The following is a 25876-nucleotide window of genomic DNA, read 5'->3' as shown; positions in this document are numbered from 1 at the left end:
GGCCGGTTCTAGCCGGCCAAAACACTCACGACTCCAGCAGCTCGGGTGCCTGTTTGCGGACTGCCGCCTCGATCTCGGCGAAGCTCGGGTTCACGCCGGACCAGTCGCCGACGACCACCGTCGGCACGGTCTCGTTGCCGTCGGCGATCTCGCGGACGCGGGCGGCCGCGTTCGGGTCCTCCCAGATGTTGATCTCCTGGACGGGCAGGCCGCTCGCCATCAGCGGACGGCGCAACGCCGAACAGAAACCGCAACCCGGCCGCCAGTAGAACTCGATCTTCAGGTCGCTCACGCGCCCGCCTCCGCTCGTAAGTAGTCCAGCTGCGCCTGCACACTCCACTCGGCGGGCACCCACAGCGACGGGTCGACGTCGGCGTAGACGACCTCGACGACCTGCCGCGCGGTGGCGTCGTCACCGAGCTCACGAAGAGCCGAACGCACTTGGTCCAGCCGCTGTTCCCGATGTGCCAGGTATTCCGCGGCGGTCGACCGGAGATCCGGCAATTCCGCGCCGTGTCCCGGCAGCCCGAGTACGCCATCCGGCAGCACTTCGAGGAGCTTCCGCAGCGTGCGGAGGTAGTCGCCGAGGTCGGACAGCACCGTGGTGCCGCGGCCGAGGATGGTGTCCCCGGTCAGCACCTCGTCACCGATCCGCAGCGAAACGGAGTCGGCCGTGTGCCCCGGTGTGTGCAGCACCTCGATCTCGAGGCCAGCCGCACGCACCACCTCGCCGTCCACGAGTGGCTCGCCGTCGCGGCACAGCTCCGCGGAGAACGCGCGCACCGGAGCGCCGACCCGGTCGGCGAGCCATGGCGCGCCTTCGACGTGGTCGGGGTGGTGGTGCGTGAGCAGGATCAGCTCGATCGCGCCCAGCTTGGTCAGCTCGGTCAGGTGCTCGACGTCCTGGTAACCCGGGTCGACGATCACCTTCTTGACGGCGCCGGGCGCACGCAGCACCCAGGTGTTGGTGCCGTCGAGCGTCATCGGGGACGGGTTGTTCTCCAGCAGCACCGAAGCGGTCGGCGAGACCGGGCGGAGCACGCCGTACGCCGGGTGGGTCGGCTCGGTCACAGTCCCTCCAAGATCACGCGGACCTTGTCGCCGTCACGGACCAGGCTGGGCATGACCTTGCTGATCTCGCGCGGCGACGCGAGCGCATCGGCCGCGGTCTTGAACTCGCCGAGTTCGTTGAGCGTGATCCAGGTCGGCGGCATCAGCATGCGCAGGCCCTGTTCGGCGTCGGCCAGCGCTTCGGCCGGTCGCTGCCAGCCCGAGCTGTCGGCTTCGGACGTCAGCCCGTCCGCGTGCTGGCCTTCCGGCAGCACGGCGGCGAAGAAGCGGGTGTCGTAGCGACGCGGTTCCGCCTCGGGCGTGACCCAGTTCGCCCACGGCCGCAGCAGGTCGGCGCGCAACGTCAGCCCGGCGTCGGCCAAGAAGGCGGCGAGCGACAGCTCACGCGAGACCAGCGCCTGCCGCACATCCGCGTACTGGACAGTGTCGGCGAGCACCGACGAATCAGTGCCCGCGAGCAGAACTCCGGACTCCTCAAAGGTTTCCCGCACCGCGGCACACACCAGCGCTCGCGCGAGAGACTCGTCACAGCCGAACCATTCGGCCCACTTCGCGGGCGCCGGACCGGCCCAGGCGACGGAAGCGTCAGCGTCACGCTTGTCGACGCCGCCACCGGGAAAGACCGTCATGCCACCGGCGAACGGCATCCCCTTGACCCGGTGCTGCAGGAAGACCTCGACGCCGCCATCCGTGTCACGCAGCAACATGACCGTCGCGGCGTCCTTGGGCGTCGCCGGTGGTCCCGACAGCTCGGGACGCACCGGGATGTTGAAGCTCAGCGGAAGTTCCACGTCCCGCAACATACCCAAGTGGTCACCATCGGAAGTCCTCCGACGGTCTCGACGGCCCAGCTTCCCGCTGGACGCACGGCCGCAAGGCCCGAGTACAACCCCGGTACGAGGGCCTTACGGCCGCACGCCCAGCGGAAACCTGGATCCGCCGAATACCCCCGAAGGACTTCCGATGGCAACCACTAAGCGCCCGGCGACCAACCCTGATCGCCCGAGCGGGAAGCACCGTTCATCCGGATGTTCGCCGCCTCGGCTCGCTCGCGCTCGGCGAGTTCGGCGTGCAGCTCACGCAGCAGCGCGCGGTCGCGCTCGCTCAGGCTCGGGTCGTCCAAGTCCAGCGCGGGCAGTTCGACCACCTCGTGCAGGCTCGGCTTGCCGGAGACGATCTCGCGGCCCTTCTCCGGATCCTCGGCCAGCGCCCGCCGCAGCTGCGCGACCTCCTCCGGGGTCAGGTCGGCTGTCCGCTCCGCCCTGGTCTCACGCACCTGCTCAACCGGCTGGACGACCGGCACCACCGGTGTCACCGGCGCGGCCGGTGCCGCCGGTGCCACCTGGACGGGCGGTGCCGCGCGGAGACCGTGCCTGCTCGGCGGGTCGTCCTGCTTGACCACCGGCGAGGGCTTGGACTCGAACGGCTGGAAGTCCTGGCGCGTGGGGTTGCCGGTGACCCAGACCGGGGTCGACGCGGTCCACGCGGCGTTCTGGTAGCCGGGCATCTTCGCGCCCGGCGGGCTGACCTCGACGACCGAGCGGATACCCGCCCGGCGCAACGCGGTGTCGACCCGGAACGCGACCGCGGGCGGGTTGCCCTCCGGCCCGATCTCGACCAGCACGATGCGCTGCGGCATCGGTCCCGGCACGCTGCCCGCCGGCGTCGTGCGCCAGACGGCGTGCACGGCGCGCACGTCCGGCAGCACCTGGAGGCTGCGCTCCAAGGCTTCGGCGACGCCGAACTCGGGCCCGTTGTCGCCGGTGAAGCGGTGCGACTCGTCCCGATCCGATTCGTCGACGACCAGGCCGTCGACGAGCGTCGCGTCCGATCTGCTCATCTCGAGCACGAGCGCCAGCTCGCGCTGCTCACCCGAGGTGACCGGGATCCGGCCCGCGATGAGCGTGCCGGTGACCAGCTCGACGGCCTCGTCGAGGTGGGCGTGCGCGATCAGCTCACGCGCCTCCGTCAGCGCGGTGTCGTCGATCCGGCCCGCGAGGGCCAGCAACAGGTTGTGCAGCCGCAGTGGCACCGAGAACCCTTCCATCGAGGAGTTCTCGTTGACCTCCACCATGCTCTGCTCCTCCCAGCTCGCTGGAGGCGCGAGCGTTAAGCGGCGACCAGCCGGTTTCCGGTGTCCACGGCGCCGACGCACACCAACTCCGAGCTCGCCAGTGCCGCTTGGTGGTATTCGGGCAATTCGATACGCGGGGGAAGGACCTCGACGCTGGGCTCTTCGTCACCCAGCACGCGCAGTACTCGCTGCAGCTCACCGGCCAGCCTCGGCAGTCCGTTCAACGCCGTGACCACCAGAACCCGCTTGGCCCCTCCCATACCGTCGGCACCGCCGTGCCGCCAGCTCTGCCGAACTTCCCCGACATCCGGACGCCCACGCAACGTCGCGTGCAGCACCACGGACACCATATCGACCGAGTTAACCCATTCGGGTGCACTCAGCGAGAATGTGTACCGGGTATCGGAGACCTCGTCTACCCCGAGCGTCGAACTGACCTGATGCCAGTCGGCGCCGTGCGGGATGAGACCGGCGACTAACAGCCGGTACTCCGTTTGGTTCAGGTCGATCCTGTGCTTAAGCAAAGATCTTGGGAGGGTCCTGGCGAGCGTGCTCATCGCACCTTCGCCGAGCCAGTCGCGGAAACGCCAGAGCGTCTGGTCCGGCAGCCGTCCGGCCAGCCGCACCAGCAGTTCGTGACAGGACTGCTCGATGTCCGGATCCATCAGTTCACCTCGACGATGAGCTCGACTTCCACTGGCGCGCCGATCGGCAGCTCGGCCACACCCACGGCGGAGCGCGCGTGGATGCCCGCGTCGCCGAAGATCTCGCCGAGGGTCTCGGACGCCCCGTTGATCACGGCGGGCTGGCCGGTGAAGCCCTCGGCGGAGGCGACGAATCCGACGACCTTGACCACCCGCACGACGTTGTCGATGCCGACGACCGAGTCGACGGCGGCGAGCGCGTTCAGGATCGACAGGCGCGCGTAGTCCTTGGCCTCTTCCGGGCTGACCTCGGCGCCGACCTTGCCGGTCGCGGGCAGCTTGCCGTCGACGAACGGCAGCTGACCGGAGGTGTACACGTACGAACCGGACTTCACCGCAGGCACGTAGGCGGCCAGCGGCGCGGCCACGGACGGCAGCTTGATGCCGAGTTCAGCGAGACGGGCGCTCCAGGTCATGCGACGACTCCCGGTTACTTGGCTCGTTTGAGGTAAGCGACGTGCTGCTCACCGGTCGGGTTGGGGAGCACGGTGACCAGTTCCCAGCCGTCCTCGCCCCACTGGTCGAGAATCTGCTTGGTCGCGTGGATCAGCAGCGGGACGGTGGCGTACTCCCATTTGGTGGCGCTCATACGCGCGAGCGTAGCCAAGTCGCCAAGCGCTACGGACAGACGTTCCGGAATTCACCGAGCGTGATCGAATATCACCCACGGTCCACCCTGATGTGGCCTAGGCGCGGCCGTCGATCTGGACCACCCTCGTGAGTGACATCCTTCGACCACAGGAGATCCATGCGCCGCTCCGCACTACTCGTCGTCCTGATGCTGGTCGCCGGGTTGGCGACGGTGGCACCGGCAGGCGCCCTCTACGGGCTCAACGACTGGTCGTGCCGTCCGAGCGAAGCGCATCCCGAGCCCGTGGTGCTGGTGCACGGCACCGGCGACAACAAGGACTACACCTGGCGCATGCTCGGGCCGATGCTGATCTCGCGCGGCTATTGCGCCTATTCGCTCACCTATGGCGTGCTGCCAGGCGCACCCGTCGTCGGCGACGTGGTCGGCGGGCTGACCCCGATCGAGGACAGCTCGGCCGAGCTGAAAACGTTCATCGACCGCGTGCTCACCACCACCGGAAAGTCCAAAGTAGACATCGTCGGCTACTCGCAGGGAACGCTGCTGCCGACCTACTACGCGAAATTCCTGGGCGGTGGCGAGAAAATCAATCGCTACATCAGCCTCGCTCCATTGTGGAACGGCACGAACGTCGCGGGTGCGGCGGACACGTACGCGTTGCTGCGCACGCTCGGGCTCGGCTGGCTGACCAACCTGATCACCAACTGCGCGGCCTGCCCCGAGGTGCTCACCGGCTCGGATCTGCTGGCGCGCATGCGAGAAGGCGGGATGTTCCTGCCGGACGTCGCCTACACGAACATCGTGACGATGTACGACCAGAACATCGTGCCGTACACCAGCGGGCTGGGCGAAGGCACGAACATCGTCCTGCAGGACGCCTGCGCCGAGGACCACGTGAACCACGTCGGCATGCCGGTCGACCCGAACGCGCTCGGCCACGTCCTCAACGCGCTCGATCCGCCGCACGCCTCGCCGGTCCCGTGCGTGCCGATGGGACCCGTCGCCCCACGTCAGTAGCGGTCTGGCACTTTCAAACGTGATGTGCTTCACTCCTACCTACTCACAAGTAGGTAGGAGTGGGCATGCGGACAGTGAAGTCCCTATCAGCCGTCATCCTGGCCATCGCGCTGGCCTTGCTCGCCACGCCGGTCGCACAGGCCGCGACCTTGCCGGTGCCATGGAGCCTGCTGGCGGCCGTGCCCGCACAGCTCGCCAACCCCGGTGGCCCGCCACCTGGGGCCAACGACTGGTCCTGCCGCCCGAGCGCGGCCCACCCGAGCCCGGTCGTGCTGGTGCACGGCCTCGGCGCCAACCAGACCGTCAACTGGCAGACCTACAGCCCACTACTGAAGAACAACGGCTACTGCGTTTTCTCGCTGACCTACGGCGTTCCCGGTGAGCCGCTGCCCGTCTACCAACCAGGCGGCCTGGCCCGCATGGAAGACAGCGCGGCCGAGTTCTCCCGCTTCGTCGACAAGGTCCTCGACGCGACCGGCGCGGCCAAGGTGAGCATCCTCGGCCACTCCGAGGGCACCGTGATGCCTAGCTACTACGTCAAGTTCCTCGGCGGAGCGTCCAAAGTGGACAAGTACGTCGGGCTCACCCCGCTGTGGGACGGCACCACGCTCTACGGCCTTTCGCGTGTCTACAAGTGGGGCCAGCCGATCGTCGATCCCTTGCTCAACCCGCTCTGCGGGTCCTGTGTGGAGTTCCTTCAGGACTCCGACTTCCTGACCAAGATGAAGAGCGGCAACGGCCAGTTCCAGCCGGGCGTGCAGTACACGAACATCGTCACCCGCTACGACGAGCTGGTCATCCCGTACACCAGCGGCAAGGGCACCGGCCCCAACGTCCGCAACATCGTCCTCCAGGACACCTGCCCACTCGACTTCGCCGAGCACGCGGGCCTCGCCGCCGACCGCAACGCGGCGGGCCACGTCCTCAACGCCCTCGACCCCGCCCACGCCCGCCCGGTCCCCTGCCACCCGGCCGGCCCACTGGGCAGCTGAAAAAAATCCCAATGTGGCTTTCGTCAGGTTTGAGCTGACGAAAGCCACATTGGCGTGCTGAAAACTGACCAATGCCGCATTGGGATTTTTTTGGCCCGATAGCGTGGGGGCGTGGAAGCTTGGCGGGTCGTGGCCGCGGTCGGGTGGGGTGTCGTCGGGGTGCCCTTGGTACTCATCGTGATGGCCAAGATCAGGGACCGGACCGGCAGCTCGGGTCAGGTCGCGATCGGCGGGGCGATCGGCGTGACCGTGCTGATCCTCACGGCTGTGCTGATGCTCACCGTGCTGCCAGGGGTGCTGACCTGGGTGATCGTCGCGGTGGCCGCCGCTGCGGTCAGCGTCATGATGCTGGCGAGCTGATCGGTGACCTACGCTGAGAAGGTGACGACTTCCCTGGCCGGCTGGACCGACGAACTCGCCAGAACCCGGCTGCATTTCGTCAGCGGCAAGGGCGGGACGGGTAAGACCACTTTGGCCGCCGCGCTCGGGCTGGCGCTGGCGCACAGCGGGCGGCGGGTGCTGCTGATCGAGGTCGAAGGCCGTCAGGGCATCGCGCAGCTCTTCGACACCGAGCCGCTGCCGTACGCGGAGCAGCGCATCGCGTCGACCCCCGGCGGCGGCGAGCTGCGTGCGCTGCACATCGATGTCGAAGCGGCGCTGCTCGAGTACTTCGAGATGTTCTACAACCTGGGTTTCGCGGGCCGGACGCTGCGGCGGATGGGCGCGATCGAGTTCGCGACCACGCTCGCGCCCGGCCTGCGCGATGTCCTGCTCACCGGGAAGATCAAGGAATGCGTCGGGCGCACCGAGTCCGACGGCAGGTACACCTATGACGCCGTCGTCGTCGACTCGCCGCCGACCGGGCGGGTGGTCAAGTTCCTCGACGTGACGAAGGCGCTCACCGATCTCGCCAAGACCGGCCCGATCCGCGGCCAGGCCGACGGCGTCGTCCGGCTGCTCCATTCCGGTGAGACCGCGGTGCATCTGGTGACGCTGCTGGAAGAAATGCCGGTCCGCGAGACCGTCGAAGGCGTCGCCGAGCTCGACGGCGCCGATCTGCGCCCCGGCGCGGTGCTGACCAACCGGGTGCGCCCGCCGCGGCTGCCGGCGCGCTCGATCACCGCGGCCGCCGATGGCCGCGTCGACGCCTCCCGTGTCCGCGCCGGGCTCGCCGCGACCGGCTTGAAGCTGCCGGACGAGACGCTCGACGCGCTCGTCGAGGAGACCGTGGAACACGCGATCCGCGTCGCCGCCGAGCAACGCGCGCGCGAACAGCTCGCCGAAGCGGATCTGCCGACGCTCGAGCTGCCCGATCTGACCGATGGCATCGATGTCGCCGCGCTGTACGAACTCGCCGAAGCATTGACCGAGCAGGGGGTGCGCTGATGGAACTGGACATCGACGCACTGATCGACGACCCGAAGAGCCGCGTCATCGTGTGCTGCGGTTCCGGCGGTGTCGGCAAGACGACGACCGCGGCCGCGCTGGCGTTGCGCGCGGCCGAGCGCGGACGGCAGACGGTGGTGCTCACCATCGACCCGGCACGCAGGCTCGCGCAGGCGTTGGGGCTCAAGGAACTCGGCAACCACCCGAGGCAGGTGAGCGTCGACGGTTTCGAGCCCAAGGGCGAGCTGTGGGCGATGATGCTGGACATGCGTCGCACGTTCGACGACATGGTCCGCAAGCACGCTGGCCCGGAGCGCGCCGAGCAGCTTCTGCAGAATCCGTTCTACCAAACGATTTCCACGTCGTTCTCCGGCACGCAGGAGTACATGGCGATGGAAAAGCTCGGCCAGCTCGCGGCGACGGACGAGTGGGACCTGATCATCGTCGACACCCCGCCGAGCCGGTCCGCGCTGGACTTCCTCGACGCGCCGACCCGGCTTTCGAGTGCGCTCGACGGCCGGATGATCCGGCTGCTCACCGGCCCGGCGAAGGCCAGCGGCTGGGGCCTGCGCAAGGTGGTCACCGCCGGGTTCACCATGTTCGCCAAGGCGGTTTCGACGATCATCGGCGGTCAGCTGCTGGCCGACGCGTCGGCGTTCATGCAGGCCTTCGACAGCATGTTCGGCGGTTTCCGCGAGCGTGCGCGCAAGACAGCGGAGCTGCTGCGTTCCGAGGGCACCTCGTTCATCGTGGTCGCCGCCCCGGAGCCGGACGCGCTGCGCGAGGCGAGCTACTTCGTCGAGCGGCTTTCGGACGAGGCCATGCCACTGGCCGGGCTCGTCGCGAACCGGACGCACCCGGTGCTGGCGTCGCTCTCGGCAGGCGAGGCGACCGCCGCCGCGGACTCGTTGGAGAAGGGCGGCACGAACGCCCCGCTGGCCGTGGCCGTGCTGCGGCTGCACGCCGACCGCGTCGCACTGGCCGAGCGGGAGTCCCGGCTGCTCGCGAGGTTCACCCGCGCGCATCCGGAAGTTCCACTGGTCCGCGTGCCCGCGCTCCCCAGCGACGTCCACGACATAGAGGGACTCCGCGATATCGGAGACCGCCTGTCAGGAACGTAAGCGCGGACCGCGCTTACGTTCCCCCTCTTTTAGTAATTTAAGAAACGCGGACGACGCGTCCCTCACGCTCGTCCGCTTCTCTCTTCGCCGATTCGAGCAGGTCACGCCAGTTGATGACGTCGGGACGCCGACGCAGCAGCGCACGCCGCTCGCGTTCGGTCATCCCACCCCAGACCCCGAAACTGATTCGATTGTCGAGTGCTTCAGCGAGACATTCGGTACGGACCGGGCAGCCCATGCACACGCTTTTAGCCCGGTTCTGCTCCGCACCGCGAACGAACAACCCATCCGGGTCAGCGTCCCGGCACGAGGCGTCGATTCGCCAGCTCGACTGGTTGGTTTCCATACCCCCAGCTCCCTACCTGGTGTCGACACACCAACAGGGGCAAATACCGCTCAAGCCCCCGCGAGCGCGTCTACTCTGCTCACGTCGGTGAAACCGGCACCTCCCCGGTGCCGGAGTGCCAGTACCAGGTTGATCACCCGGTCGCTGGCTTCTCTTCGTGAGACGTTGACGGACTGTAAGGTCCCTCGGTTCCGTCCGCCAGCCCTAGAATGCCTTTCGTTACCACTGGTGACCACACGGGGTCGCTTTTGTCACTGGAATGGACCTGGTGGTGGCACGAGGTCACCGTGGTCTAACCGCCTCCGCGTACCCTGATCACGTGCGGAAAACGGACGGTCTGCTGAAACTGCTCGGTCTTTGCATACTGGCGGGTGTCCTCGTCGCCGGTGTGTTGTTCCCGGTCGTGGGCGCCGCGGGGGTCATGTCGAACCAGGCGAGTGAGACGGTCGACCGGACGTCGTCCGATCTCGCTGACATCCCGCCGCCCCTTGTGACCACTGTCACAGACGCCGACGGCAAGGCGATCGCGACGTTGTACGACCAATATCGCCTGCCGGTGACCGAGAACCAGATCAACCCGGCGATGCAGTGGGCGCTGGTCTCGACCGAGGACAAGCGGTTCTACGACCACCACGGCGTCGACTGGACGGGCACCCTGCGCGCCGCGGTCAGCAACACCGCGGGCGGCGACCAGCAGGGCGCGTCGACGCTGACCCAGCAGTACGTCAAGAACTACCTGATCAACATCGTCTACCGCGGCAACAAGATCGGCCAGCAGAAGGCGCAGGAGGCGTCGATCGCGCGCAAGCTCAAGGAAGCGCGGATCGCGATCCAGCTCGAGACGAAGATGACGAAGCCGCAGATCCTCGCGGGCTATCTCAACATCGTCGAATTCTCCCGCCAGATCTACGGCATCGGCGCGGCCGCGCACGCGTACTTCAACACCACCCCCGAGGCGCTGACCGTCCCGCAGGCCGCGCTGCTCGCCGGGCTGGTCAACAACCCCGCGGTGTTCGACCCGTGGAACCACCCTGACAAGGCGCTGCAGCGCCGCAACCTGGTGCTGGACCGCATGGTGGAGAACCAGAAGCTCGCCAAGGCGGACGCGGAGAAGTTCAAGGCCGAGGGACTCGGCGTCGTCGAAGGCCAGCCGCAGAAGCCAGCCTCGAACTGCGTCGGTGCCGGGCCGGAAGAAGGCTTCTTCTGCCAGTACGCCTACGAGTACTTGCTCAAGGCCGGGATGACCGAAGACGACATCAAGACCGGCGGCTACACGATCAAGACCACTTTGGACCCGCGCGCCAACCACGAGGCCAAGGCCGCCGCGGAGGGCCAGGTCGACAAGAACCAGCCGAACATCGCGAACACGCTTTCACTGGTGAAACCAGGAAAAGACCGGCATGAAGTAGTGGCGCTGGCCGCGAACCGCGACTACGGCAACGAAAAAGACAAGGGTCAGACGACGTACACGCTGCCTTCGGGCGTGTGGAACGTTTCCGGCGCGGGGTCGAGCTACAAGATCTTCACGTCTGCGGCCGCGCTCGACAAGGGCGTCGCCGGCATCTACAGCAACATCGACACTCCGACTTTCCATGTGTCGAACGTGTTCGTCGGCTCGGACAACCCGGCCTGTCCGTTCTTCAAGGGCAAAACCCGTTGGTATTGCTTGAAGAACGCGGGCGACGGTTACGCGCCGCAGATGTCCTTGCAGCAGGCGCTCGCGACCTCACCGAACACCGGTTTCGTGATCCTCGAAGAGAAGACCGGCATGGGCCCGGTGCTCGACATGGCCAGCAAGCTCGGCCTGCGCGAGACGATGGCCAGCAACGCCAACGGTGGCCCGGTCGACCCGAAGTCCGACGACGTGAACAAGAACCAGACCCAGACCCAGCTCTACGGCCCGAAGGCGGGCTACCCGGGCACTGGCGCGTTCACGCTCGGCGTGAGCCCGGTCAGCGGCCTTGAGCTCGCCAACGTGGCGGCGACGATCATGAGTGGCGGCAAGTGGTGCCCGCCGACTCCGATCGCTTCGGTCAGCGACCGCACCGGCCAGCCCAAGGAGATCAAGGAAGCCGCCTGCGAGCAGGTGATCCCCGAGGGGCTCGCGAACACCCTCGCCGTCGGCATGAGCAAGGACGACCAGGGCAGCGGCACCTCGGCGGGCGCGGCAGGCCAGTTCGGCTGGAACCGGCCGATGATCGGCAAGACCGGCACCACGCAGAACAACGGCTCGGCGACCTTCGTCGCGGCCACCCCGCAGCTCGCGGGTGCGGCGATGGTGTTCCGCCCTGACTTCCCCAACGGCGGCATCAACGACGGCGGCCCCGGTGGCGCGTACGCCACCAAGACCACCACCGGCAACATGTACGGCGGCAAGGTCCCGGCGCGAACCTGGTTCCAAGCCATGACGAAGATCCTGGAAGGCCAGCCCATACTTCCCCTGCCTCCGGAAGACCCGCAATACACGCGCTAGGCGATAAAACCCCGAAAGCCTCTTTCGGAAGGTGTGGACCTTCCGAAAGAGGCTTTCGGGGTTTCAAGAAGCGAGCACGTATCCTAGATCTCGTGAGCACGCAGAGTGACAAAGGATCGACGGTAAAACGCCTAGCAGTGGGAACGGTCGCCTTAGGCGCCGCGACGCTCGGTTACGCCGCCGGGATCGAGCGCAGGCACTGGACGTTGCGCACCGCGGAGCTGCCCGTGCTGACGCCGGGCTCGCGGCCGATCAAGGTGCTGCACGTGTCCGATCTGCACATGCTGCCGGGGCACGTGTCGAAACAGCGCTGGGTGGCCGCGCTCGACGAGCTGGACCCCGATTTCGTGGTCAACACCGGCGACAACCTCTCGCATCACCAGGCCGTGCCGTCCGTGCTGCGCGCACTCGGGCCGTTGCTGGATCGGCCGGGCGTGTTCGTCTTCGGGAGCAACGACTACTACGCGCCCAAGCCGAAGAACCCGGCGCGGTACCTGATGCCCAAGGGCAGCAAGAAGCGCATCCACGGCGAGCACCTGCCCTGGCGTGACCTGCGCGCCGCGTTCATCGAGCACGGCTGGGTCGACCTGACCCACGTCCGGCGGACGGTCGAGGTGGCTGGCCAGGACATCTTCTGCGCGGGCGTCGACGACCCGCACCTGCGTCGCGACCGCTACACCGACATCTCCGGGCCCGCCGACCGCACGGCGACACTCCGGCTGGGCGTCACCCACTCGCCGGAGCCGCGCGTGCTCGACACCTTCGCGGCCGACGGCTACGACCTCGTCATGGCCGGGCACACGCACGGCGGCCAGCTGCGCGTCCCCGGCTACGGGGCGCTCGTGACCAACTGCGACCTCGACCGGACCCGCGCGCGTGGCGCGTCGCGCTGGGGCGCTCACATGTGGCTGCACGTGTCGGCCGGGCTGGGCACTTCGCCGTTCGCGCCGGTGCGGTTCGCCTGCCCGCCGGAAGCGAGCCTGCTGACCCTGGTGGCCAGGGACAAGACGCCCCAAGCCACCCCACGTCAGGTCCGAAAAGCCGTCCGCTAGACTTCTCAACGACCCGAGGAGCGGCTTGCCGCTCCAAATCAGTAACCGGGGTGTGGCGCAGCTTGGTAGCGTGCCTCGTTCGGGTCGAGGAGGTCGTGGGTTCGAATCCCGCCACCCCGACGAAAGAGGGAGATCTGTGTTCGCGGAACGCGCGAACATGGGTCTCTTTCTTTTTGTCCTCTGGGGGTCGAACCCCCAGACCCCCGCATTGAGCTCACCTCTACTTGGTCGCGAGCACTTCCACCCAGCATTGGGTGAAATCGCCAGAGGGGCCACGCGACCACGTCCACGCCGAGCGCGCGGCGCTGGCGAGCTGGTCGCGGTCGGGCGTGTCTTGCTCCAATGCGGCGATGAGACGTTGCTCGACGTAGTTGGCCAGGTCCTTGTAGGACTGGTCGACGCGGTAGCGGGTATGCGTGCGGACGTCCGTGAAACCAGCCTGCTGCACCTGGGCGGGCAGATGCTTTCCGGCGAACGGGTCGCCGCCCGCGCGGCGGCGCAACAGATAGTGACCGCGCAGCGCGGCGTCCACATTCGCCGTCTTGGGGCGGAGTTTGGCCCTGCTCCAGTCCGATGTGGACAGTGCGAGCGTGCCGCCGACGCTCAGTACCCGTCTGAACTCCGCCAGCGCCCGCGCCGGATCCGCCAGGTGCTCGAAGAGCGCGTGCGCGAAGACGATGTCGACGCTGGCGTCGTCGAGCGGCAGCGCGTACGCCGACGCGGCGAGGAACTCTACTTTGGATCTCGGGTGCTTGCGACGGGCGTAAACGAGCTGGGACGGCTCGGTGTCGACGGCGATGACCCGGCCGGCCGGCAGCAGGCCGGTGGTGATGGTGCCGGGTCCACAGCCGACGTCGAGCAGCGTGACGGCCGGATTCAGATGAGGCATGACGAACGCTGCGCGGTCACCGGCGCGGCGCGCGGCCATCATCGAAATCGCGTCCTGCGCGTAGCCCGGCGCGTAACCCTCCAGCACCCCGCACACAGTACGGCTCAGAGGTGGCAGGATCGAGGGGTGAGCACGCAATCGGCACCCCAGTTTCCGGCCGCGGCGGTCCCGGACCGCCTCTTCGACGACGCAGCGGCCGAAAGCCGCTGGCGCGCGCGGTTCCACGCGTCGCGGATCTCGGTCCCGGACTGGGCGATCGACGCACCGGACGCGAACATCTACGTCTCCAACGCCAGCGGGGTCTGGGAGGTCTACGCCTGGGACCGCGCGACCGGCGAGCACCGCCGCGTCACCGACCGGCCGAACGGCACCATGCACGCCGTGCCGTCGCCGGACGGGCAGTGGATCTGGTGGTTCAACGACACCGACGGCGACGAGTTCGGCTCGTGGGTGCGTGAACCGTTCGCGGGCGGCGCCGAGGCCGCACCGGCGATCCCTGACGTGCACGACGGTTACCCCGCCGGGCTCGAGATCGGCGACTCGGTGATCGCGGTCGGGGTTTCGACCGACGACGGCAGCAAGCTGTTCACCCACGCCGAAGGCGAGACCAAGCTGTTCTACTCGAGCGAGGACGACGCGGGGATCGCGTCGATGTCGCGCGACGAGCGGCTGCTCGTGATCTCGCACTCCGAGCACGGTGACTCGCGGCACCCGGCGCTGCGGGTGCTGAAGACCGGCGATTTCGCCGTCGTCGCGGACAAGTGGGACGGCGAGGGCAAGGGACTTTCCGCGCTGGAGTTCTCGCCGGTGCGTGGGGACGCGAGGCTGCTCGTGCTGCACGAGCGGCGTGGGCGCGAGGAACTGCTGATCTGGGACGTCGAGGCCGACACCGAGACCGAGATCTCGCTCGACCTGCCAGGCGAAGTCGCCGCGGGCTGGTACCCGCAGGCCGACGCACTGCTGGTCGCGCATTTCCACCAGGGACGCAGTTCGCTGTACCGCTACGATCTCGCCACCGGTTCATTGTCCTCTTTGGACACTCCGCCTGGCCGGATCGGCGGCGCTGGCGTGCGCCCCGACGGCACCGTCGAATACGGCTGGTCCAACGCCGCGCGCCCGCCCGCGATCCGCGTGCGCGCCGCCGACGGCACCGACACCGTGCTGCTGGAGCCGCCCGGCGACCAGGCGCCGGGTTCCTCGCCGATGACGGACGCCTTCGTGGACGGTGCCGGCGGGCAGATCCACGCTTTGATTTCGCGCCCTTCCGACGCGCCGGAAGGTCCGCTCCCGACGGTGTTCTCGCTGCACGGCGGCCCGCACGCGGCCGACGAAGACCGGTTCTCGGCGTACCGCGCGCTGTGGCTCGACGCCGGCTTCGCTGTCGTGGAGGTCAACTACCGCGGCTCGACCGGCTACGGCTCGGCCTGGCGTGACGCCATCGAAGGCCGTCCCGGCCTGACCGAACTCGAAGACGTCGCCGCCGTGCACGACTGGGCTGTCCAAAGTGGACTCGCCGACGCCGCCAAGTGCGTGGTGAACGGCGCGTCCTGGGGCGGCTACTTGTCTTTGCTCGCCTTGGGCACCCAGCCGGAGCGGTGGGCGGCGGGCATCGCCGGCGTCCCGGTGGCGGACTACGTCGCCGCGTACGAAGACGAGATGGAGCAGCTGCGCTCGTTCGACCGCGCGCTCTTCGGCGGCTCGCCGGAGACCGTGCCCGCGGTGTACAAGGAATGCTCGCCGATCACCTACGTCGACGCGGTGACCGCGCCGGTGCTCGTGCTCGCGGGCGACAACGACCCGCGCTGCCCGATCCGCCAGATCGAGAACTACCTGAGCCGTCTCGCGGCCCGCGACGCGTCTTTCGAGTTCTACCGTTACGACGCCGGCCACGGCTCGCTGGTGATCGCCGAGACGATCAAGCAGACGTCGATCGAGGTCGGGTTCGCGCTGCGTGCACTCGGATTGCGCTGAGTAGTTGAATCTTCCACAGTTGTTATCCACAATCGGGTGACCCTGTGGATAACTCCCCTGATCCGGGGGTTTCGTCGGTGACGGTCGGTAGACTGTTGCAGGGCGGAGCCCCCAGGGCGGGTGGGGGGGTTGTTCTTAGGTAGGGCCGTTCGAATTTCGCCGATGGGCGCCCGGTTCCGACGCCAAGGCCCTGGCTTCAGCCGAGCAAATCGCCCAACCCGGAGTCCTTTGTGGACTCCACTCGCGCGAACGTTGTGAACGGGGCGTTCACAACGTTCAAGGTCAGCGTTGCGACAAAGTCGCGCCTCACGAAGATCAACTCGGTCCAAGCGTCGCCGACAACGTCCAGTGAGCGTCCATAAAGGACTCATATCGGCAAGTTTTGTCCCGCTTTGTCGCTTTTGTGCAACTTTCCGCGCTGGCTGGACGGAACGAACGAGGCTTATGTGTCGCTGAGCGTTGCATAAGTGGCGTTTGTGCGCTCAGCCGACGCTGCTCGCAACCCAAGCCCCGGGATTACAGGCCGCGCGAGGTGTCTTGGAGCGAGGCGATCGCGGATTCCGTGCCCTCGAAGGAAAGGCGGACCGCTGAGCGGCCGAACGAGTACAGGAGCAGGTCCATCGGCTCGCCCAGTACCGTGACCGCTTCGCCGTTGCCGTGGGCGATCACCGACTGGCCGCCCGGGGTTCGGAGTGTCACGCCGACGCCGCTCTTGCGGAAGAACATCTTGGCCGACTGCTTGACCGAGGCCCAGGCTGCTTTGTCGCGTGAGGTGTCGGCGGGGCGCGGGGCCCAGTCGGGCTGGGCGCGGCGGACGTCCTCGTGGTGGACCAGGAACTCGGCTGTGTTCGTCAGCTCGTCGAGTGCGCCGAAGGAGGTCGGCCAGTACCAGGCCGGGCCGGAGCGGACGGTCGAGACCAGCTCGGTCCAGGGCCGCTGGGCGTAGTCGTTCTGGACGCGCTCGGTGTGCTTGGCGAACACGGGCACGACGAGGCCGGGTGCGGCGTCGACGCGGTGCTCGCGGATCACCAGGTGGGCCGCGAGATCGCGAGTCGACCAGCCTTCGCACAGCGTCGGCGCGTCCGGGCCCAGCTCTTCGAACAGGTCACACAGTGCGCGGCGCTCATCTCGGGCTACTCCCATAGGCCGAATTTAGCCGACTAGTGATGGAACGCGGTACCGCTCGCGGGTGTCGTCACAATGCCCTCCGAGACCACCCGGCCGAGATCGGCCAGCAGCAGGTCGGCGAGGTCGCGGGTGAACCCGTTGCGCACCACGATCCGCAGTACCGCGAGGTCCGTCCGGTTCTCCGGGAACGTGTAAGCGGGCACCAGCCACCCGCGCTCGCGCAGCCGCCGCGAGACGTCGAACACCGTGTAGCCGACGTCGGGCTTCACCATGAAGGCGAACACCGGTAACTGGTCGCCACGCGTGAGCAGCGAGAACGGCCCCAACGCCTCGATGCCCGAGGCGAGGTACGTCGCCACGTCACGCGAAGCCTGTTGCACGGCACGGAAACCGTCGCGGCCGAGCCGGACGAAGGTGTAGTACTGCGCGGCCACCTCGGCGCCGGGCCGTGAGAAGTTCAACGCGAATGTCGGCATGTCGCCGCCGAGGTAGTTGACGTTGAACACCAGCTCCGCGGGCAGCGCCGCCTTGTCGCGCCAGATCGCCCAGCCGACTCCCGGATAGACCAGCCCGTACTTGTGCCCCGAGGTGTTGATCGACGCCACGCGAGGCAGCCGGAAGTCCCAGACCAGGTCGGGGTCGAGGAACGGCGCGATCATCGCCCCCGAAGCGCCGTCGACGTGCACGGGGATGTCCAGGCCGGTCCGCTCCTGCAGCGCGTCCAGCGCGGCGGTGATCTCGGCGATCGGCTCGTAGCTGCCGTCGAAGGTCGAGCCGAGGATGGCGACCACGCCGATCGTGTTCTCGTCGCAGCGCGCGACGGCCTCGTCGGCCGTGAGGTGGAAGCGGTCGCCGTCCATCGGCACGAGCCGCGGTTCGACCTCCCAGTACTCGCAGAACTTCTCCCAGCACACCTGGACGTTCGCGCCCATCACCAGGTTCGGCCGCCCCGCCCGGCCGAGTTTGGACCAGCGGCGCTTGAACGCCATGCCCGCGAGCATGCAGGCCTCGGACGACCCGGTGGTCGAGCAGCCCATCACCGCTGCCGGGTCCGGCGCGTTCCACAGGTCGGCGAGAATCGTCACGCAGCGCCGCTCGAGCTCGGCCGTCTGCGGGTACTCGTCCTTGTCGATCATGTTCTTGTCGACGCATTCAGCCATCAGCCGGACGGCCTCCGGCTCCATCCACGTGGTGACGAAGGTGGCCAGGTTGAGCCGGGCGTTGCCGTCGAGCATCAGCTCGTCACGCACCAGCCGCAGCGCCGTGTCGGCTGGCAGCGGATCGTCCCCGAGCCGGGTGTGCGGCAGCGTGATCCCGGCGGCCAGCGCCGGATTGTCGACGTGCAACGGATTCGTCCCGCCGCGCCGGGCAGGCGGCTTTCCCTCGTGCAGAGCCATGTTCCCGACGGTAGTACGACGAAGGCCACCCCGCTGTGAGCAGCGGAGTGGCCTTGGCGGAAGCGGAACTCAGACCGTGACGGTGAGGTTGACCTCGATGTTGCCGCGGGTCGCGTTCGAGTACGGGCAGACCTTGTGCGCCTGCTCGACCAGCTGGTCGGCGGCGGCCTGGTCCAGACCGGGCAGGTTGACCTTGAGGTCGACACCGAGACCGAATCCCTCGCCCTGCTTGAACACGCCGACCTCGGCGGTGACGGAGGTCTGCTCGATCTTGACCTTGCCGACGCGGGCGACCATCTGGACCGCGCTCAGGAAACAGGCCGAGTAACCGGCGGCGAAGAGCTGCTCGGGGTTCGTCTTGTCCCCACCGGGGCCGCCCATCTCCTTGGGGATCGCCAGCGACTCGTCGATGACGCCGTCGGAGGACGTCACCTCGCCGTTGCGTCCTTCGCCGGTCGCCGTCGCCACCGCGGTGTAGATCGCCTGCGTCATTTCTTGCCTACCTCCATGTCAGACACGCCCCATTGAGCGTCACGGTGGTAACAACATCACGGATGCGTGAAGCATTACCACCACATGGCAGGCGTCACTTGACGGAATATCCGATGACTTAGGCGCGGGCGTTCCGCTGAGCGAATTCGGTCACCTGGCGGCCGATGAGCCGCAGTGTCCGCACGACCTTCTCCTCCGACGCGCCGCCCGCTTCGTCGAACTTGACCTCGGCCGTGTTGACCGAGCCGCCGAGCGGAGTCGGCCAGCCACGCAGCGCGTGCGTGATCGTGCGCAGCTGGTCCAGCGTGGTCACCGCGGCCTGCCAGCCGAACGCGACCGCGGCGAGTCCGACCGCGCGGCCGTCGAGGTACGGGCGCTGGTCGTCGCGCAGGTCTTCGATGTAGTCGAGCGCGTTCTTGACCAGACCGGACAGCGCGCCGTGGTAGCCGGGTGAGACGACGATGATGCCGTCCGCGTCGCGCACGGCCTCGATCAGCCGCTCGGCGTTCTCCGTGCGCTCGGGGATGGCCGCGTCGTAGAACGGCAGCACCAGGTCCGGCCCGGTGATCAGGCTCGTCCGCGCGCCCGCCGCTTCGGCACCGGCGAGCGCGATCTGGAGCGCCCGCTCCGACTGCGAACCGTCGCGAAGCGAACCACCGATACCGAGCACCTTGACCGCCGCTGAAGAACTCACGCCTTCGAGGCTAACCCCTCCACTTAACTGGAGGACCAGGGTTTGGGACGGAGTCCTGTGTCACACCTGGCGTCGATACCTACTCACAAGTAGCCTCCAGGCATGGCCATTCCAGTGCAGATCCGGATCCAAGCCGCGTTGTCGCAGGTCATCTATGGCCTGCCGAGGCCGCTGCGCAGGCTCATCGCAGGTAAACCGGTCCGGCTGGACGGTCAGGAACTCGCACTCGACGCTCAATTGCTGCTTCGGCTTCAGCAATTGAGCGGAGCCGAACTGTCCAACGGCGACGTCGCGCAGTCCAGGAAGAACCTCGCCGCGGCCAGGCACCTGGTCAGCGGGAAGCCGATCGGGCCGATGGCGACCCGCGAGCTGGCGATCCCCGGGCCCGGCGGCGACATCCCGGCCACGCTGTACACGCCTGCCGGGCTGGCCGAGCCGTCCGGCCTGCTGGTCTTTTACCACGGCGGCGGCTGGGTGATCGGTGATCGCGACAGCCACGACAACACCGCGCGGTTCCTGGCGAAGCACGCGGGCGTGCGCGTGCTGTCGGTGGAGTACCGGCTCGCGCCCGACCACCCGTGGCCGGCCGCGCCGGAAGACTGCATCGCCGCGTTCGACTACGCGCATGCCAAGGCGAGCGAGCTCGGTGCCGATCCGGTGCGGATCGCGGTCGGTGGCGACAGCGCGGGCGGCAACCTCGCCGCTGTCGTCTCGCAGATGACCACGCGACGCGGCGGCCCGGCGCCGAAGTTCCAGCTGCTGTTCTACCCGGCCACCGACTTCTCGACGCGCCGCCGGTCGCGGGAGATATTCGGGATCGGCTTCTTCCTCACCGACGAGAGCATGGACTGGTTCAGCGGCCACTACCAGGCCGACGAGACCGATCCGCTCGCGTCACCGCTGCTCGCGGAGGACGTTTCCGGCTTACCGCCCGCCTATATCGCGACCGCCGGTTTCGACCCGCTGCGCGACGAAGGCGAGGCTTATGCGAAAAAGCTTCAAGACGCCGGCGTTTCCGTCGCATTGAGCCGTCAGGACGACCTCATTCACGGTTACGTCAATTTCCTCGGCGTCGGCACTCGATTCCGCGAGGCGGTTTCCGAAGCGGCGGGCGCGCTCAGGCTCGGCTTGAGCAAGGAATAGCATGCGGAAAGCCCGAGGCCGGTGCGGCTCCTTTCCGCACCGGCCTCGGGCTCCCCCGATTCGGGTTCCGCTACGGCGTGGGCAGCGGAACCGGAAGCGCCGGTGTCGGCAAGCCCGGTACAGGCAGCGCCGGCAGCGGGAGCGGAATCGGGAGCGCCTTGAGCAGGCTGGACAGCAAGCCCGTCAGCGCGTTGAGGAGCGTCTTGAGCAAGTCGCTGACCACGTTCAGCGGCGGCGGCAGGTCGGGCAGCAGCGCGCCGATGTCCGGCAGCGGCGGCAGCTGACGCGGCGTCGCACCCGGCGTCGTCAGCACCCTGCTGACCTCGCTGGAGCGGGCCTTCGCGTCGACGGCGAGGTCCTGGGACTCCACCTGGATCGCGTACTTCTTACCGGCGGCGAGATCGGCCAGCAGCGGAGTGAGCTTCTTGAGCTGACTCTTCGTGCCTGCGACATCACCGGCGTAGGCGATCTTCGTGAGATCGTCCCGTTGCTTCAGAACCTGAGCGAAAGCCGCCTCGGTGCTCGACGACCCGTGACCGCCGACCGGGCTTGCGACGGCCATACCGCCCGAGGCCACCGCCAGCAGACTGCCGGTCGCGATGACCGCAATCGTTCGGGCAAATTTGCCTTTCATTCCTACCTCCTGGCCTCATGGACCCAACGGGGTAATGCGTACTCGCCGTATCGGAGAACCACCAGCCGATCACCGGTTAGTGCCGCTTTCTAACCCTTACGTGCCGGATTCAAAGATGGAGGGATTGACCTCAATTGATTAACAAGTTGATCTTGCCCTTACCCCGGAAGATCAACTTGATCGAACTCAAAAAACGCGTACCGTCACCTCGTCACCCTTTGGAGCAAATCCACTCACTCATCCGAATGCATTGATCCAGGTTCGGGCCGCGTCACTCCGCAGGACGGCGTGTCGAGACTGCTCCAGACGGGTGGGGGTCCCCCACCGACGCACCACCAGTCGCATGAAACATCTTCATTCCCACCAGACGCAGCGCGGCCCGCCATATGTCGACATATGGCGGGCCCGCTTACCTCGTGGTGGGAGTACTCAATGTTACTTACAACGGCAGGCCTGCCTCGAGATGGATGAGGGCCTCTTCGAGGCGCAGGTAGCCGTCGTCTTGGCGGTCGATCATCGCGGTGAGGATGACGCCGATGATCGCGCCCGCCCAGTTGCGCACCTCGAAGTCCTCGGGTGACCGGCCGACCCTGGCCGCGGCGCCCTCGGCGAGCATCGTGATGCCGTCGACGAACTGCGCCATCGCGCGCGCACGCAGCTCCGGGACCTCGAAGGTGAGGCGCTGCCGGTCCTGCTCGATCTGCCAGTCCTCACCGGCGAGGCTGTCGAACACCTGCCGCATCGTGGCCCTGATCGCCGCGGTCGGCGACAGCTCCGGCGGCTGCTCGGCGAACACGCGCATGAGCACCGGGTCGAGGCCGTCGTAGAGCACGGTGTCCTCTTTGGTCGGGAAGTACCGGAAGAAGGTGCTCGGCGAGATCTCGGCCGCTTCGGCGATCTGGTCGACCGTCGTCGCCGCGTAACCCTGTTCGCGGAACAGCCGCAACGCGTGCCGCTGGATGGCGTCACGCGTCTTGGCCTTCTTGCGTTCGCGCAAGCCCACAGGCTGCTCAGATCGCGACGAAGTCATGTTCCGATTGTGCCGCCTCCTTCACCTGACGCGGCAGGAACACCACCGACAGCAAGATCCCCAGCACGCCGAACCCCGCGGAAGTCCACAGTGTCGCGTCCATCCCCGACACGAACGCGTCGCGCGCCGACGCCAGCAGCCCCGGCGAGTTCAGCTGCTGTGCCACCGCGGCCGCACCCGACGCGCTCCCGCGTGCCGCCTCGGCGGCCGGGCCAGGCAAGCCGGTGACGTCGACCGCGTCGCGGTAACCGGAGTTGAGCACGGTCCCGAGCACTGCCACGCCGATGGTGCCGCCGACCTGGCGCAATGCCTGGATCATCGCCGAGCCGGAGCCCGCGCGGGCGTCGCTCATCGCACTCATCGCCATGGCCGTGACCGTCGGCATGGTGAAGCCGAGGCTCAGCCCGATCAGCGTCTCCCAGACCGCGACGAAGCCGTAGCCGTCGGCGGCCGAGGTGGTCGCGCCGAGCGCGAACCCGCCGGTCATCAGGATGAAGCCGACGATGACGATGCCGCGTGGCCCCGCCCGCTCGGCCAGCCGCTCGGCGACCTTCGCGCCGACCAGCAGGCCGCCGATGATCGGCAGCAGCCGCAGGCCGGTGATCAGCGCGTCCGCGCCCTCGACAGCCTGGAACAGCTGCGGCAGCACGAAGATCAGGCCCATCATCGCGAAGGACGAGACCGTCGCCAGCACCGCTCCCCAGGTGTACTCGCGCGAGCGGAACAACGAGGTGTCGACCAGTGGCGCGCTGACGCGCCGCTGCCAGAACCCGAACGCTGTCAGCAGGAGAACGCCTGCCACGACCGCGAGCCAGGACAGCCCGTCCGACCAGCTCGTTTCGCCGATCCGCACGAACCCGTAGGTCAACGCGACCAGTCCGGCGCTGGACAGCGCGATGCCCGCCAGGTCGATCCGCCCGGCCCCCGAGCCGCGCAGCGACGGGATCAGGAAGACCACCGAAACCAGCCCGATCAGCACCAGCGGCACGTTGATGAGGAACACCGAGCCCCAGGCGAAGTTGTCCAGCAGCCAGCCGCCGAGCACCGGGCCGAGCGGGATGCCCAGCGAGTTGGCCATCACCCAGATGGTCAGCGCCTTGGCACGCTCCTCCCGCGGGAAGAGCACGGTGACCAGCGACATCGACAGCGGGATCAGGAAGGCCGCGCCGACCCCCAGTGCGGCGCGGGCGACGATCAGCTGACCGGGTGAGGCGGCGAAGGCGCACCAGGCGGACGCGCCGCCGAACAGCGCGAGCGCGCCCATGAGCAGGCGTTTCTGGCCGAGCCGGTCACCGAGCAGGCCCGCCGGGAGCAGCAACGCGGCGAGCACGAGCGTGTAGGCGTTCGAGAACCACTGCAGCTGCGTGGTCGAGGCGTGGAGATCGGTCGCGAGCGTCGGCAGGGCGACGCTGAGCACGATGAGGTCGAGACCGATGACGATCAATACGACGCTGAGCGCGCCCAAGGCCCACCAGCGGCGGGGATGTGGCGAAGTCATAGTCGCCCCCTTTCGATAGCAACTCTCAAATGAGAGTAACTGTCAGAATCTCGGACGCAAGGGGGAAAATTAGTTGCACGCTCGTACCAGGTTTTGATGTGATCGGACTGTGACTCTGACCCCGTACCGACGTGTGCTCGCCGTGCCCGGGGTTCGCAGCTCGATGCTGCTGTTCTTCTTCGCGCGTCTCCCGATGACAGCCATGGGCATCACGATGACGCTGCATGTGGTCGGTGACCTGGGTAAGGGTTATGGCGCGGCCGGGCTGGTCGGCGCGGCCATCACGCTCGGGAACGCCGTCGCGGCGCCGGTGCTCGGCAGGCTGATCGATCACTACGGCCTGCGGCTGGTGACCGTGATCTGCGGGCTCAGCACCACCGCGTTCTGGCTGGTGTCGCCCTATCTGACGTTCCCCGCGCTGGTGATCGTCGCGCTCCCCGGCGGCATTCTGACCGTGCCCGCCGGCTCGATCGCCCGTCAGGTGCTCGCGGCGCTGGTGCCCGAGACCAAGCGGCGCACCGCGTTCTCGCTGGACACGATCTCGGTCGAGGTCTCGTTCATGTTCGGCCCGGCCGCCGCCGTCTTCGTGGTCACCCAGTACTCGTCCCAGCTGATGCTGACCGCGATCGGCGTGTCCTTCGGCGTCTCGTCACTGCTGCTCTACCTGATGAACCCGCCGATCCGCAGCGAGGACGAGACCGCGTCCCAGGAGGGCGAGGCACGGCCGCCGATGCGCAGCTGGCTGCGCGGCAAGTTCATCGCGACACTGCTGATCGCGGTCGGCGCGCTGTTCGTGCTGATCGGCACCGAGGTCGCGGCCATCGCGGCACTGCGCGACACCGGCAATGTCGAATGGACCGGCCTGGTGATCATCGCGATGTGCGTGGCCTCGCTCATCGGCGGCCTCGTGCACGGCGCGGTGCACCGCTCGCTCTCCCAGGGCTGGCTGGTGTTCCTGCTCGCGGCGCTGACGTTGCCGGTCGGGTTGTTCATCCAGCCGTGGTGGCTGCTCGCGCTGGCGCTGATCCCGATGAACCTGATGTGCGCGCCGACGCTCGCGGCGACCACCGAGACCGTCAGCAAGCTCGCGCCGCCGCAGGTCCGCGGCGAGGCGATGGGCATTCAAGACGCCGCGACCAGGCTCGGGCTCTCGCTCGGCGGGCCCGCGATCGGGTTCGCGATCGACCACAGCTCCGCGGCGTGGGGATTCTTCGCCGCCGGCGCCGGGGCGTTGGTGCTCGCGGGCTTGGGTAAGGCTTTCGAGCGTTCACTCAAGCCGGAGGTGCGAGAGCTGAGCGTCACCTCGGGGTCGTGAGCGTTGCGGGCGGTTAGATCCATGCCGGGTAGTTAAGGGTCGGGCAGGTCGGTCAAGCCCGCTGCCCGGCGGGTGCCGCAGGGGTGCTTGAACGTTGCGAACGGGGCGTTCGCAACGCTGAGCGACACATACGCCCCGTTCATTCCGCCCACCCCACCCCAAAAAAGCAGGCAAATGCGACATCGTGGGGCGAAATTCAGCCGCTTGAGTCCTTTGTGGACGCAAGATGCTTGCGGCCGGGCCACCGACGACGGCCTGACCGACTCGGGTTTCGCGTGCTCACGTGCCGATTGGCAACGCAGGCCAAGCCTTAACCACCCAGCATTGGGCTAGAACCGTCGGCAACACTCACGAGTCTTTAGGTGCAGGCTTGGCGAAGGCTGTCGAGCCGCTCGGCGTTGCGCTTGGCCCAGCGGCCGACGACGCCCAGGTCCTCGAAACGTTCCTTCTGTACCTCGACGTAGGAGTCGGCCATGGTGAGCAGCGACTTCTTCACGTCCTGATCGCTGACGTTGGCCGCGAGCTCACGCAGGCGGCGTTCCTTGTCTGCGGCGCGCGCCTTGATCTTCTCCGCGTCGACCAGCGGATTGAGGTCCGCCAGCCCGAGCGCCTCCGAACAGGCCGACACCTTGTTCGCGGTGCTGTTGGCCTGGTCGACCGCCGAGTTGACCTCGGCACACCCGCTGACCAGGAACGCGGTCGCGAGCAAGAATCCCCACCTCTTCATGAAACCAACGTACTCGTGAGTGGTATGACCGGTTCTAATACTCCAGCTGTAGTTCGTGATCGGGTGCTGGTTGTTGGTGCCGTCGCTGGTAGTGGCATTGGCGGGCTCGGTGTTGGTGGTGTCGTCGCCAGGT

27 protein-coding genes and 1 tRNA gene are annotated in these 25876 nt (G+C 67.7%); 11 read left to right on the top strand and 17 right to left on the bottom strand.

Features of this window, described 5'->3' with window-relative positions:
* Positions 1–25 precede the first annotated feature (25 nt).
* The 7 genes from ACFV15_RS40360 to ACFV15_RS40330 form a co-directional block, all read right to left on the bottom strand.
* Complete coding sequence (locus tag ACFV15_RS40360; protein ID WP_378357721.1) at positions 26–292, bottom strand: glutaredoxin domain-containing protein; 267 nt, start codon at positions 290–292, stop codon at positions 26–28.
* Positions 289–1071 carry an MBL fold metallo-hydrolase gene (locus tag ACFV15_RS40355; RefSeq protein WP_378357719.1) on the bottom strand — a complete coding sequence of 261 codons (783 nt, stop codon included), beginning with the start codon at positions 1069–1071 and terminating at the stop codon, positions 289–291. Before ACFV15_RS40355 ends, ACFV15_RS40360 begins: the two co-directional genes overlap by 4 nt.
* The gene (locus tag ACFV15_RS40350) at positions 1068–1874 is read right to left on the bottom strand and encodes an NUDIX hydrolase (protein ID WP_378357717.1); all 807 of its coding nucleotides are present in this window, start codon (positions 1872–1874) and stop codon (positions 1068–1070) included. Before ACFV15_RS40350 ends, ACFV15_RS40355 begins: the two co-directional genes overlap by 4 nt.
* A gap of 170 nt (positions 1875–2044) precedes the next feature.
* Positions 2045–3145, bottom strand: a complete 1101-nt coding sequence (locus tag ACFV15_RS40345) for a hypothetical protein (RefSeq protein ID WP_378357716.1) — start codon at positions 3143–3145, stop codon at positions 2045–2047.
* Between the two features lie 35 nt (positions 3146–3180).
* Positions 3181–3810, bottom strand: a complete 630-nt coding sequence (locus ACFV15_RS40340; protein ID WP_378357715.1) for a hypothetical protein — start codon at positions 3808–3810, stop codon at positions 3181–3183.
* Positions 3810–4265, bottom strand: a complete 456-nt coding sequence (locus tag ACFV15_RS40335) for a RidA family protein (protein ID WP_378357713.1) — start codon at positions 4263–4265, stop codon at positions 3810–3812. The genes ACFV15_RS40340 and ACFV15_RS40335 overlap by 1 nt, the downstream gene beginning before the upstream one ends.
* A 14-nt stretch (positions 4266–4279) precedes the next feature.
* Positions 4280–4438 (bottom strand): DUF4177 domain-containing protein, encoded by a 159-nt coding sequence (locus tag ACFV15_RS40330; RefSeq protein ID WP_091288329.1) that lies wholly within the window; start codon positions 4436–4438, stop codon positions 4280–4282.
* A gap of 159 nt (positions 4439–4597) precedes the next feature.
* Between ACFV15_RS40330 and ACFV15_RS40325 the strand changes: the two genes are divergently transcribed.
* From ACFV15_RS40325 to ACFV15_RS40305, 5 genes are all read left to right on the top strand, one after another.
* Positions 4598–5455 (top strand): esterase/lipase family protein, encoded by an 858-nt coding sequence (locus ACFV15_RS40325; RefSeq protein ID WP_378357712.1) that lies wholly within the window; start codon positions 4598–4600, stop codon positions 5453–5455.
* Positions 5456–5520: 65 nt separating this feature from the next.
* Positions 5521–6447, top strand: coding sequence for an esterase/lipase family protein (locus tag ACFV15_RS40320; protein ID WP_378357711.1), 927 nt, complete (start codon positions 5521–5523; stop codon positions 6445–6447).
* Between the two features lie 111 nt (positions 6448–6558).
* Entirely contained in the window at positions 6559–6807 is a 249-nt protein-coding gene (locus ACFV15_RS40315) for a hypothetical protein (RefSeq protein ID WP_378357709.1), read from the top strand.
* A gap of 21 nt (positions 6808–6828) precedes the next feature.
* The gene (locus ACFV15_RS40310; RefSeq protein WP_378357707.1) at positions 6829–7833 is read left to right on the top strand and encodes an ArsA-related P-loop ATPase; all 1005 of its coding nucleotides are present in this window, start codon (positions 6829–6831) and stop codon (positions 7831–7833) included.
* Positions 7833–8954, top strand: a complete 1122-nt coding sequence (locus tag ACFV15_RS40305; RefSeq protein ID WP_378357705.1) for an ArsA family ATPase — start codon at positions 7833–7835, stop codon at positions 8952–8954. Before ACFV15_RS40310 ends, ACFV15_RS40305 begins: the two co-directional genes overlap by 1 nt.
* Positions 8955–8991: 37 nt before the next feature.
* Here the strand turns inward: ACFV15_RS40305 and ACFV15_RS40300 are convergent, their stop codons facing one another.
* Positions 8992–9300 (bottom strand): WhiB family transcriptional regulator, encoded by a 309-nt coding sequence (locus ACFV15_RS40300; protein ID WP_091288334.1) that lies wholly within the window; start codon positions 9298–9300, stop codon positions 8992–8994.
* A 319-nt stretch (positions 9301–9619) separates the two neighbouring features.
* On the opposite strand from ACFV15_RS40300, the gene ACFV15_RS40295 reads away from it, so the two are divergent.
* From ACFV15_RS40295 to ACFV15_RS40285, 3 genes are all read left to right on the top strand, one after another.
* The gene (locus ACFV15_RS40295; protein ID WP_378357704.1) at positions 9620–11773 is read left to right on the top strand and encodes a transglycosylase domain-containing protein; all 2154 of its coding nucleotides are present in this window, start codon (positions 9620–9622) and stop codon (positions 11771–11773) included.
* Between the two features lie 137 nt (positions 11774–11910).
* Complete coding sequence (locus tag ACFV15_RS40290) at positions 11911–12825, top strand: metallophosphoesterase (protein ID WP_378357726.1); 915 nt, start codon at positions 11911–11913, stop codon at positions 12823–12825.
* Between the two features lie 46 nt (positions 12826–12871).
* Positions 12872–12945, top strand: a tRNA-Pro gene (locus tag ACFV15_RS40285).
* 100 nt (positions 12946–13045) lie between these two features.
* Here ACFV15_RS40285 and ACFV15_RS40280 read toward each other — a convergent pair.
* On the bottom strand, positions 13046–13801 hold the full coding sequence (locus tag ACFV15_RS40280; protein ID WP_378357702.1) for a methyltransferase domain-containing protein: 756 nt from the start codon (positions 13799–13801) through the stop codon (positions 13046–13048).
* Between the two features lie 39 nt (positions 13802–13840).
* On the opposite strand from ACFV15_RS40280, the gene ACFV15_RS40275 reads away from it, so the two are divergent.
* Positions 13841–15685: a prolyl oligopeptidase family serine peptidase gene (locus ACFV15_RS40275; RefSeq protein WP_378357701.1), complete on the top strand. Its 1845-nt coding sequence runs from the start codon at positions 13841–13843 to the stop codon at positions 15683–15685.
* Between the two features lie 516 nt (positions 15686–16201).
* Here the strand turns inward: ACFV15_RS40275 and ACFV15_RS40270 are convergent.
* The 4 genes from ACFV15_RS40270 to ACFV15_RS40255 form a co-directional block, all read right to left on the bottom strand.
* The gene (locus ACFV15_RS40270) at positions 16202–16828 is read right to left on the bottom strand and encodes a TIGR03085 family metal-binding protein (protein ID WP_378357699.1); all 627 of its coding nucleotides are present in this window, start codon (positions 16826–16828) and stop codon (positions 16202–16204) included.
* Between the two features lie 17 nt (positions 16829–16845).
* On the bottom strand, positions 16846–18210 hold the full coding sequence (locus ACFV15_RS40265) for a glutamate decarboxylase (RefSeq protein ID WP_378357697.1): 1365 nt from the start codon (positions 18208–18210) through the stop codon (positions 16846–16848).
* 69 nt (positions 18211–18279) lie between these two features.
* Positions 18280–18702, bottom strand: coding sequence for an organic hydroperoxide resistance protein (locus tag ACFV15_RS40260; RefSeq protein ID WP_378357695.1), 423 nt, complete (start codon positions 18700–18702; stop codon positions 18280–18282).
* Between the two features lie 118 nt (positions 18703–18820).
* Positions 18821–19372, bottom strand: a complete 552-nt coding sequence (locus ACFV15_RS40255) for an NADPH-dependent FMN reductase (RefSeq protein ID WP_378357724.1) — start codon at positions 19370–19372, stop codon at positions 18821–18823.
* Between the two features lie 126 nt (positions 19373–19498).
* On the opposite strand from ACFV15_RS40255, the gene ACFV15_RS40250 reads away from it, so the two are divergent.
* Positions 19499–20539: an alpha/beta hydrolase gene (locus ACFV15_RS40250; protein WP_378357693.1), complete on the top strand. Its 1041-nt coding sequence runs from the start codon at positions 19499–19501 to the stop codon at positions 20537–20539.
* A 70-nt stretch (positions 20540–20609) separates the two neighbouring features.
* Here the strand turns inward: ACFV15_RS40250 and ACFV15_RS40245 are convergent, their stop codons facing one another.
* The 3 genes from ACFV15_RS40245 to ACFV15_RS40235 form a co-directional block, all read right to left on the bottom strand.
* Positions 20610–21173, bottom strand: coding sequence for a hypothetical protein (locus ACFV15_RS40245; RefSeq protein ID WP_378357691.1), 564 nt, complete (start codon positions 21171–21173; stop codon positions 20610–20612).
* A gap of 439 nt (positions 21174–21612) precedes the next feature.
* A complete protein-coding gene (locus tag ACFV15_RS40240; RefSeq protein ID WP_378357723.1) occupies positions 21613–22176 on the bottom strand; it encodes a TetR family transcriptional regulator in 564 nt (187 codons plus the stop codon).
* Positions 22177–22183: 7 nt separating this feature from the next.
* Positions 22184–23701, bottom strand: coding sequence for a DHA2 family efflux MFS transporter permease subunit (locus tag ACFV15_RS40235; protein ID WP_378357689.1), 1518 nt, complete (start codon positions 23699–23701; stop codon positions 22184–22186).
* Between the two features lie 109 nt (positions 23702–23810).
* On the opposite strand from ACFV15_RS40235, the gene ACFV15_RS40230 reads away from it, so the two are divergent.
* On the top strand, positions 23811–25016 hold the full coding sequence (locus tag ACFV15_RS40230) for an MFS transporter (protein WP_378357687.1): 1206 nt from the start codon (positions 23811–23813) through the stop codon (positions 25014–25016).
* A gap of 358 nt (positions 25017–25374) precedes the next feature.
* Here the strand turns inward: ACFV15_RS40230 and ACFV15_RS40225 are convergent, their stop codons facing one another.
* Complete coding sequence (locus ACFV15_RS40225; protein WP_378357685.1) at positions 25375–25743, bottom strand: hypothetical protein; 369 nt, start codon at positions 25741–25743, stop codon at positions 25375–25377.
* Positions 25744–25876 lie beyond the last annotated feature (133 nt).

The sequence above is a fragment of the Amycolatopsis sp. NPDC059657 genome, from assembly GCF_042734395.1.
Taxonomy (GTDB): domain Bacteria; phylum Actinomycetota; class Actinomycetes; order Mycobacteriales; family Pseudonocardiaceae; genus Amycolatopsis.
Note: the sequence above shows the minus strand (reverse complement) of the source record. Positions and strands in the feature narration are given on the sequence as shown.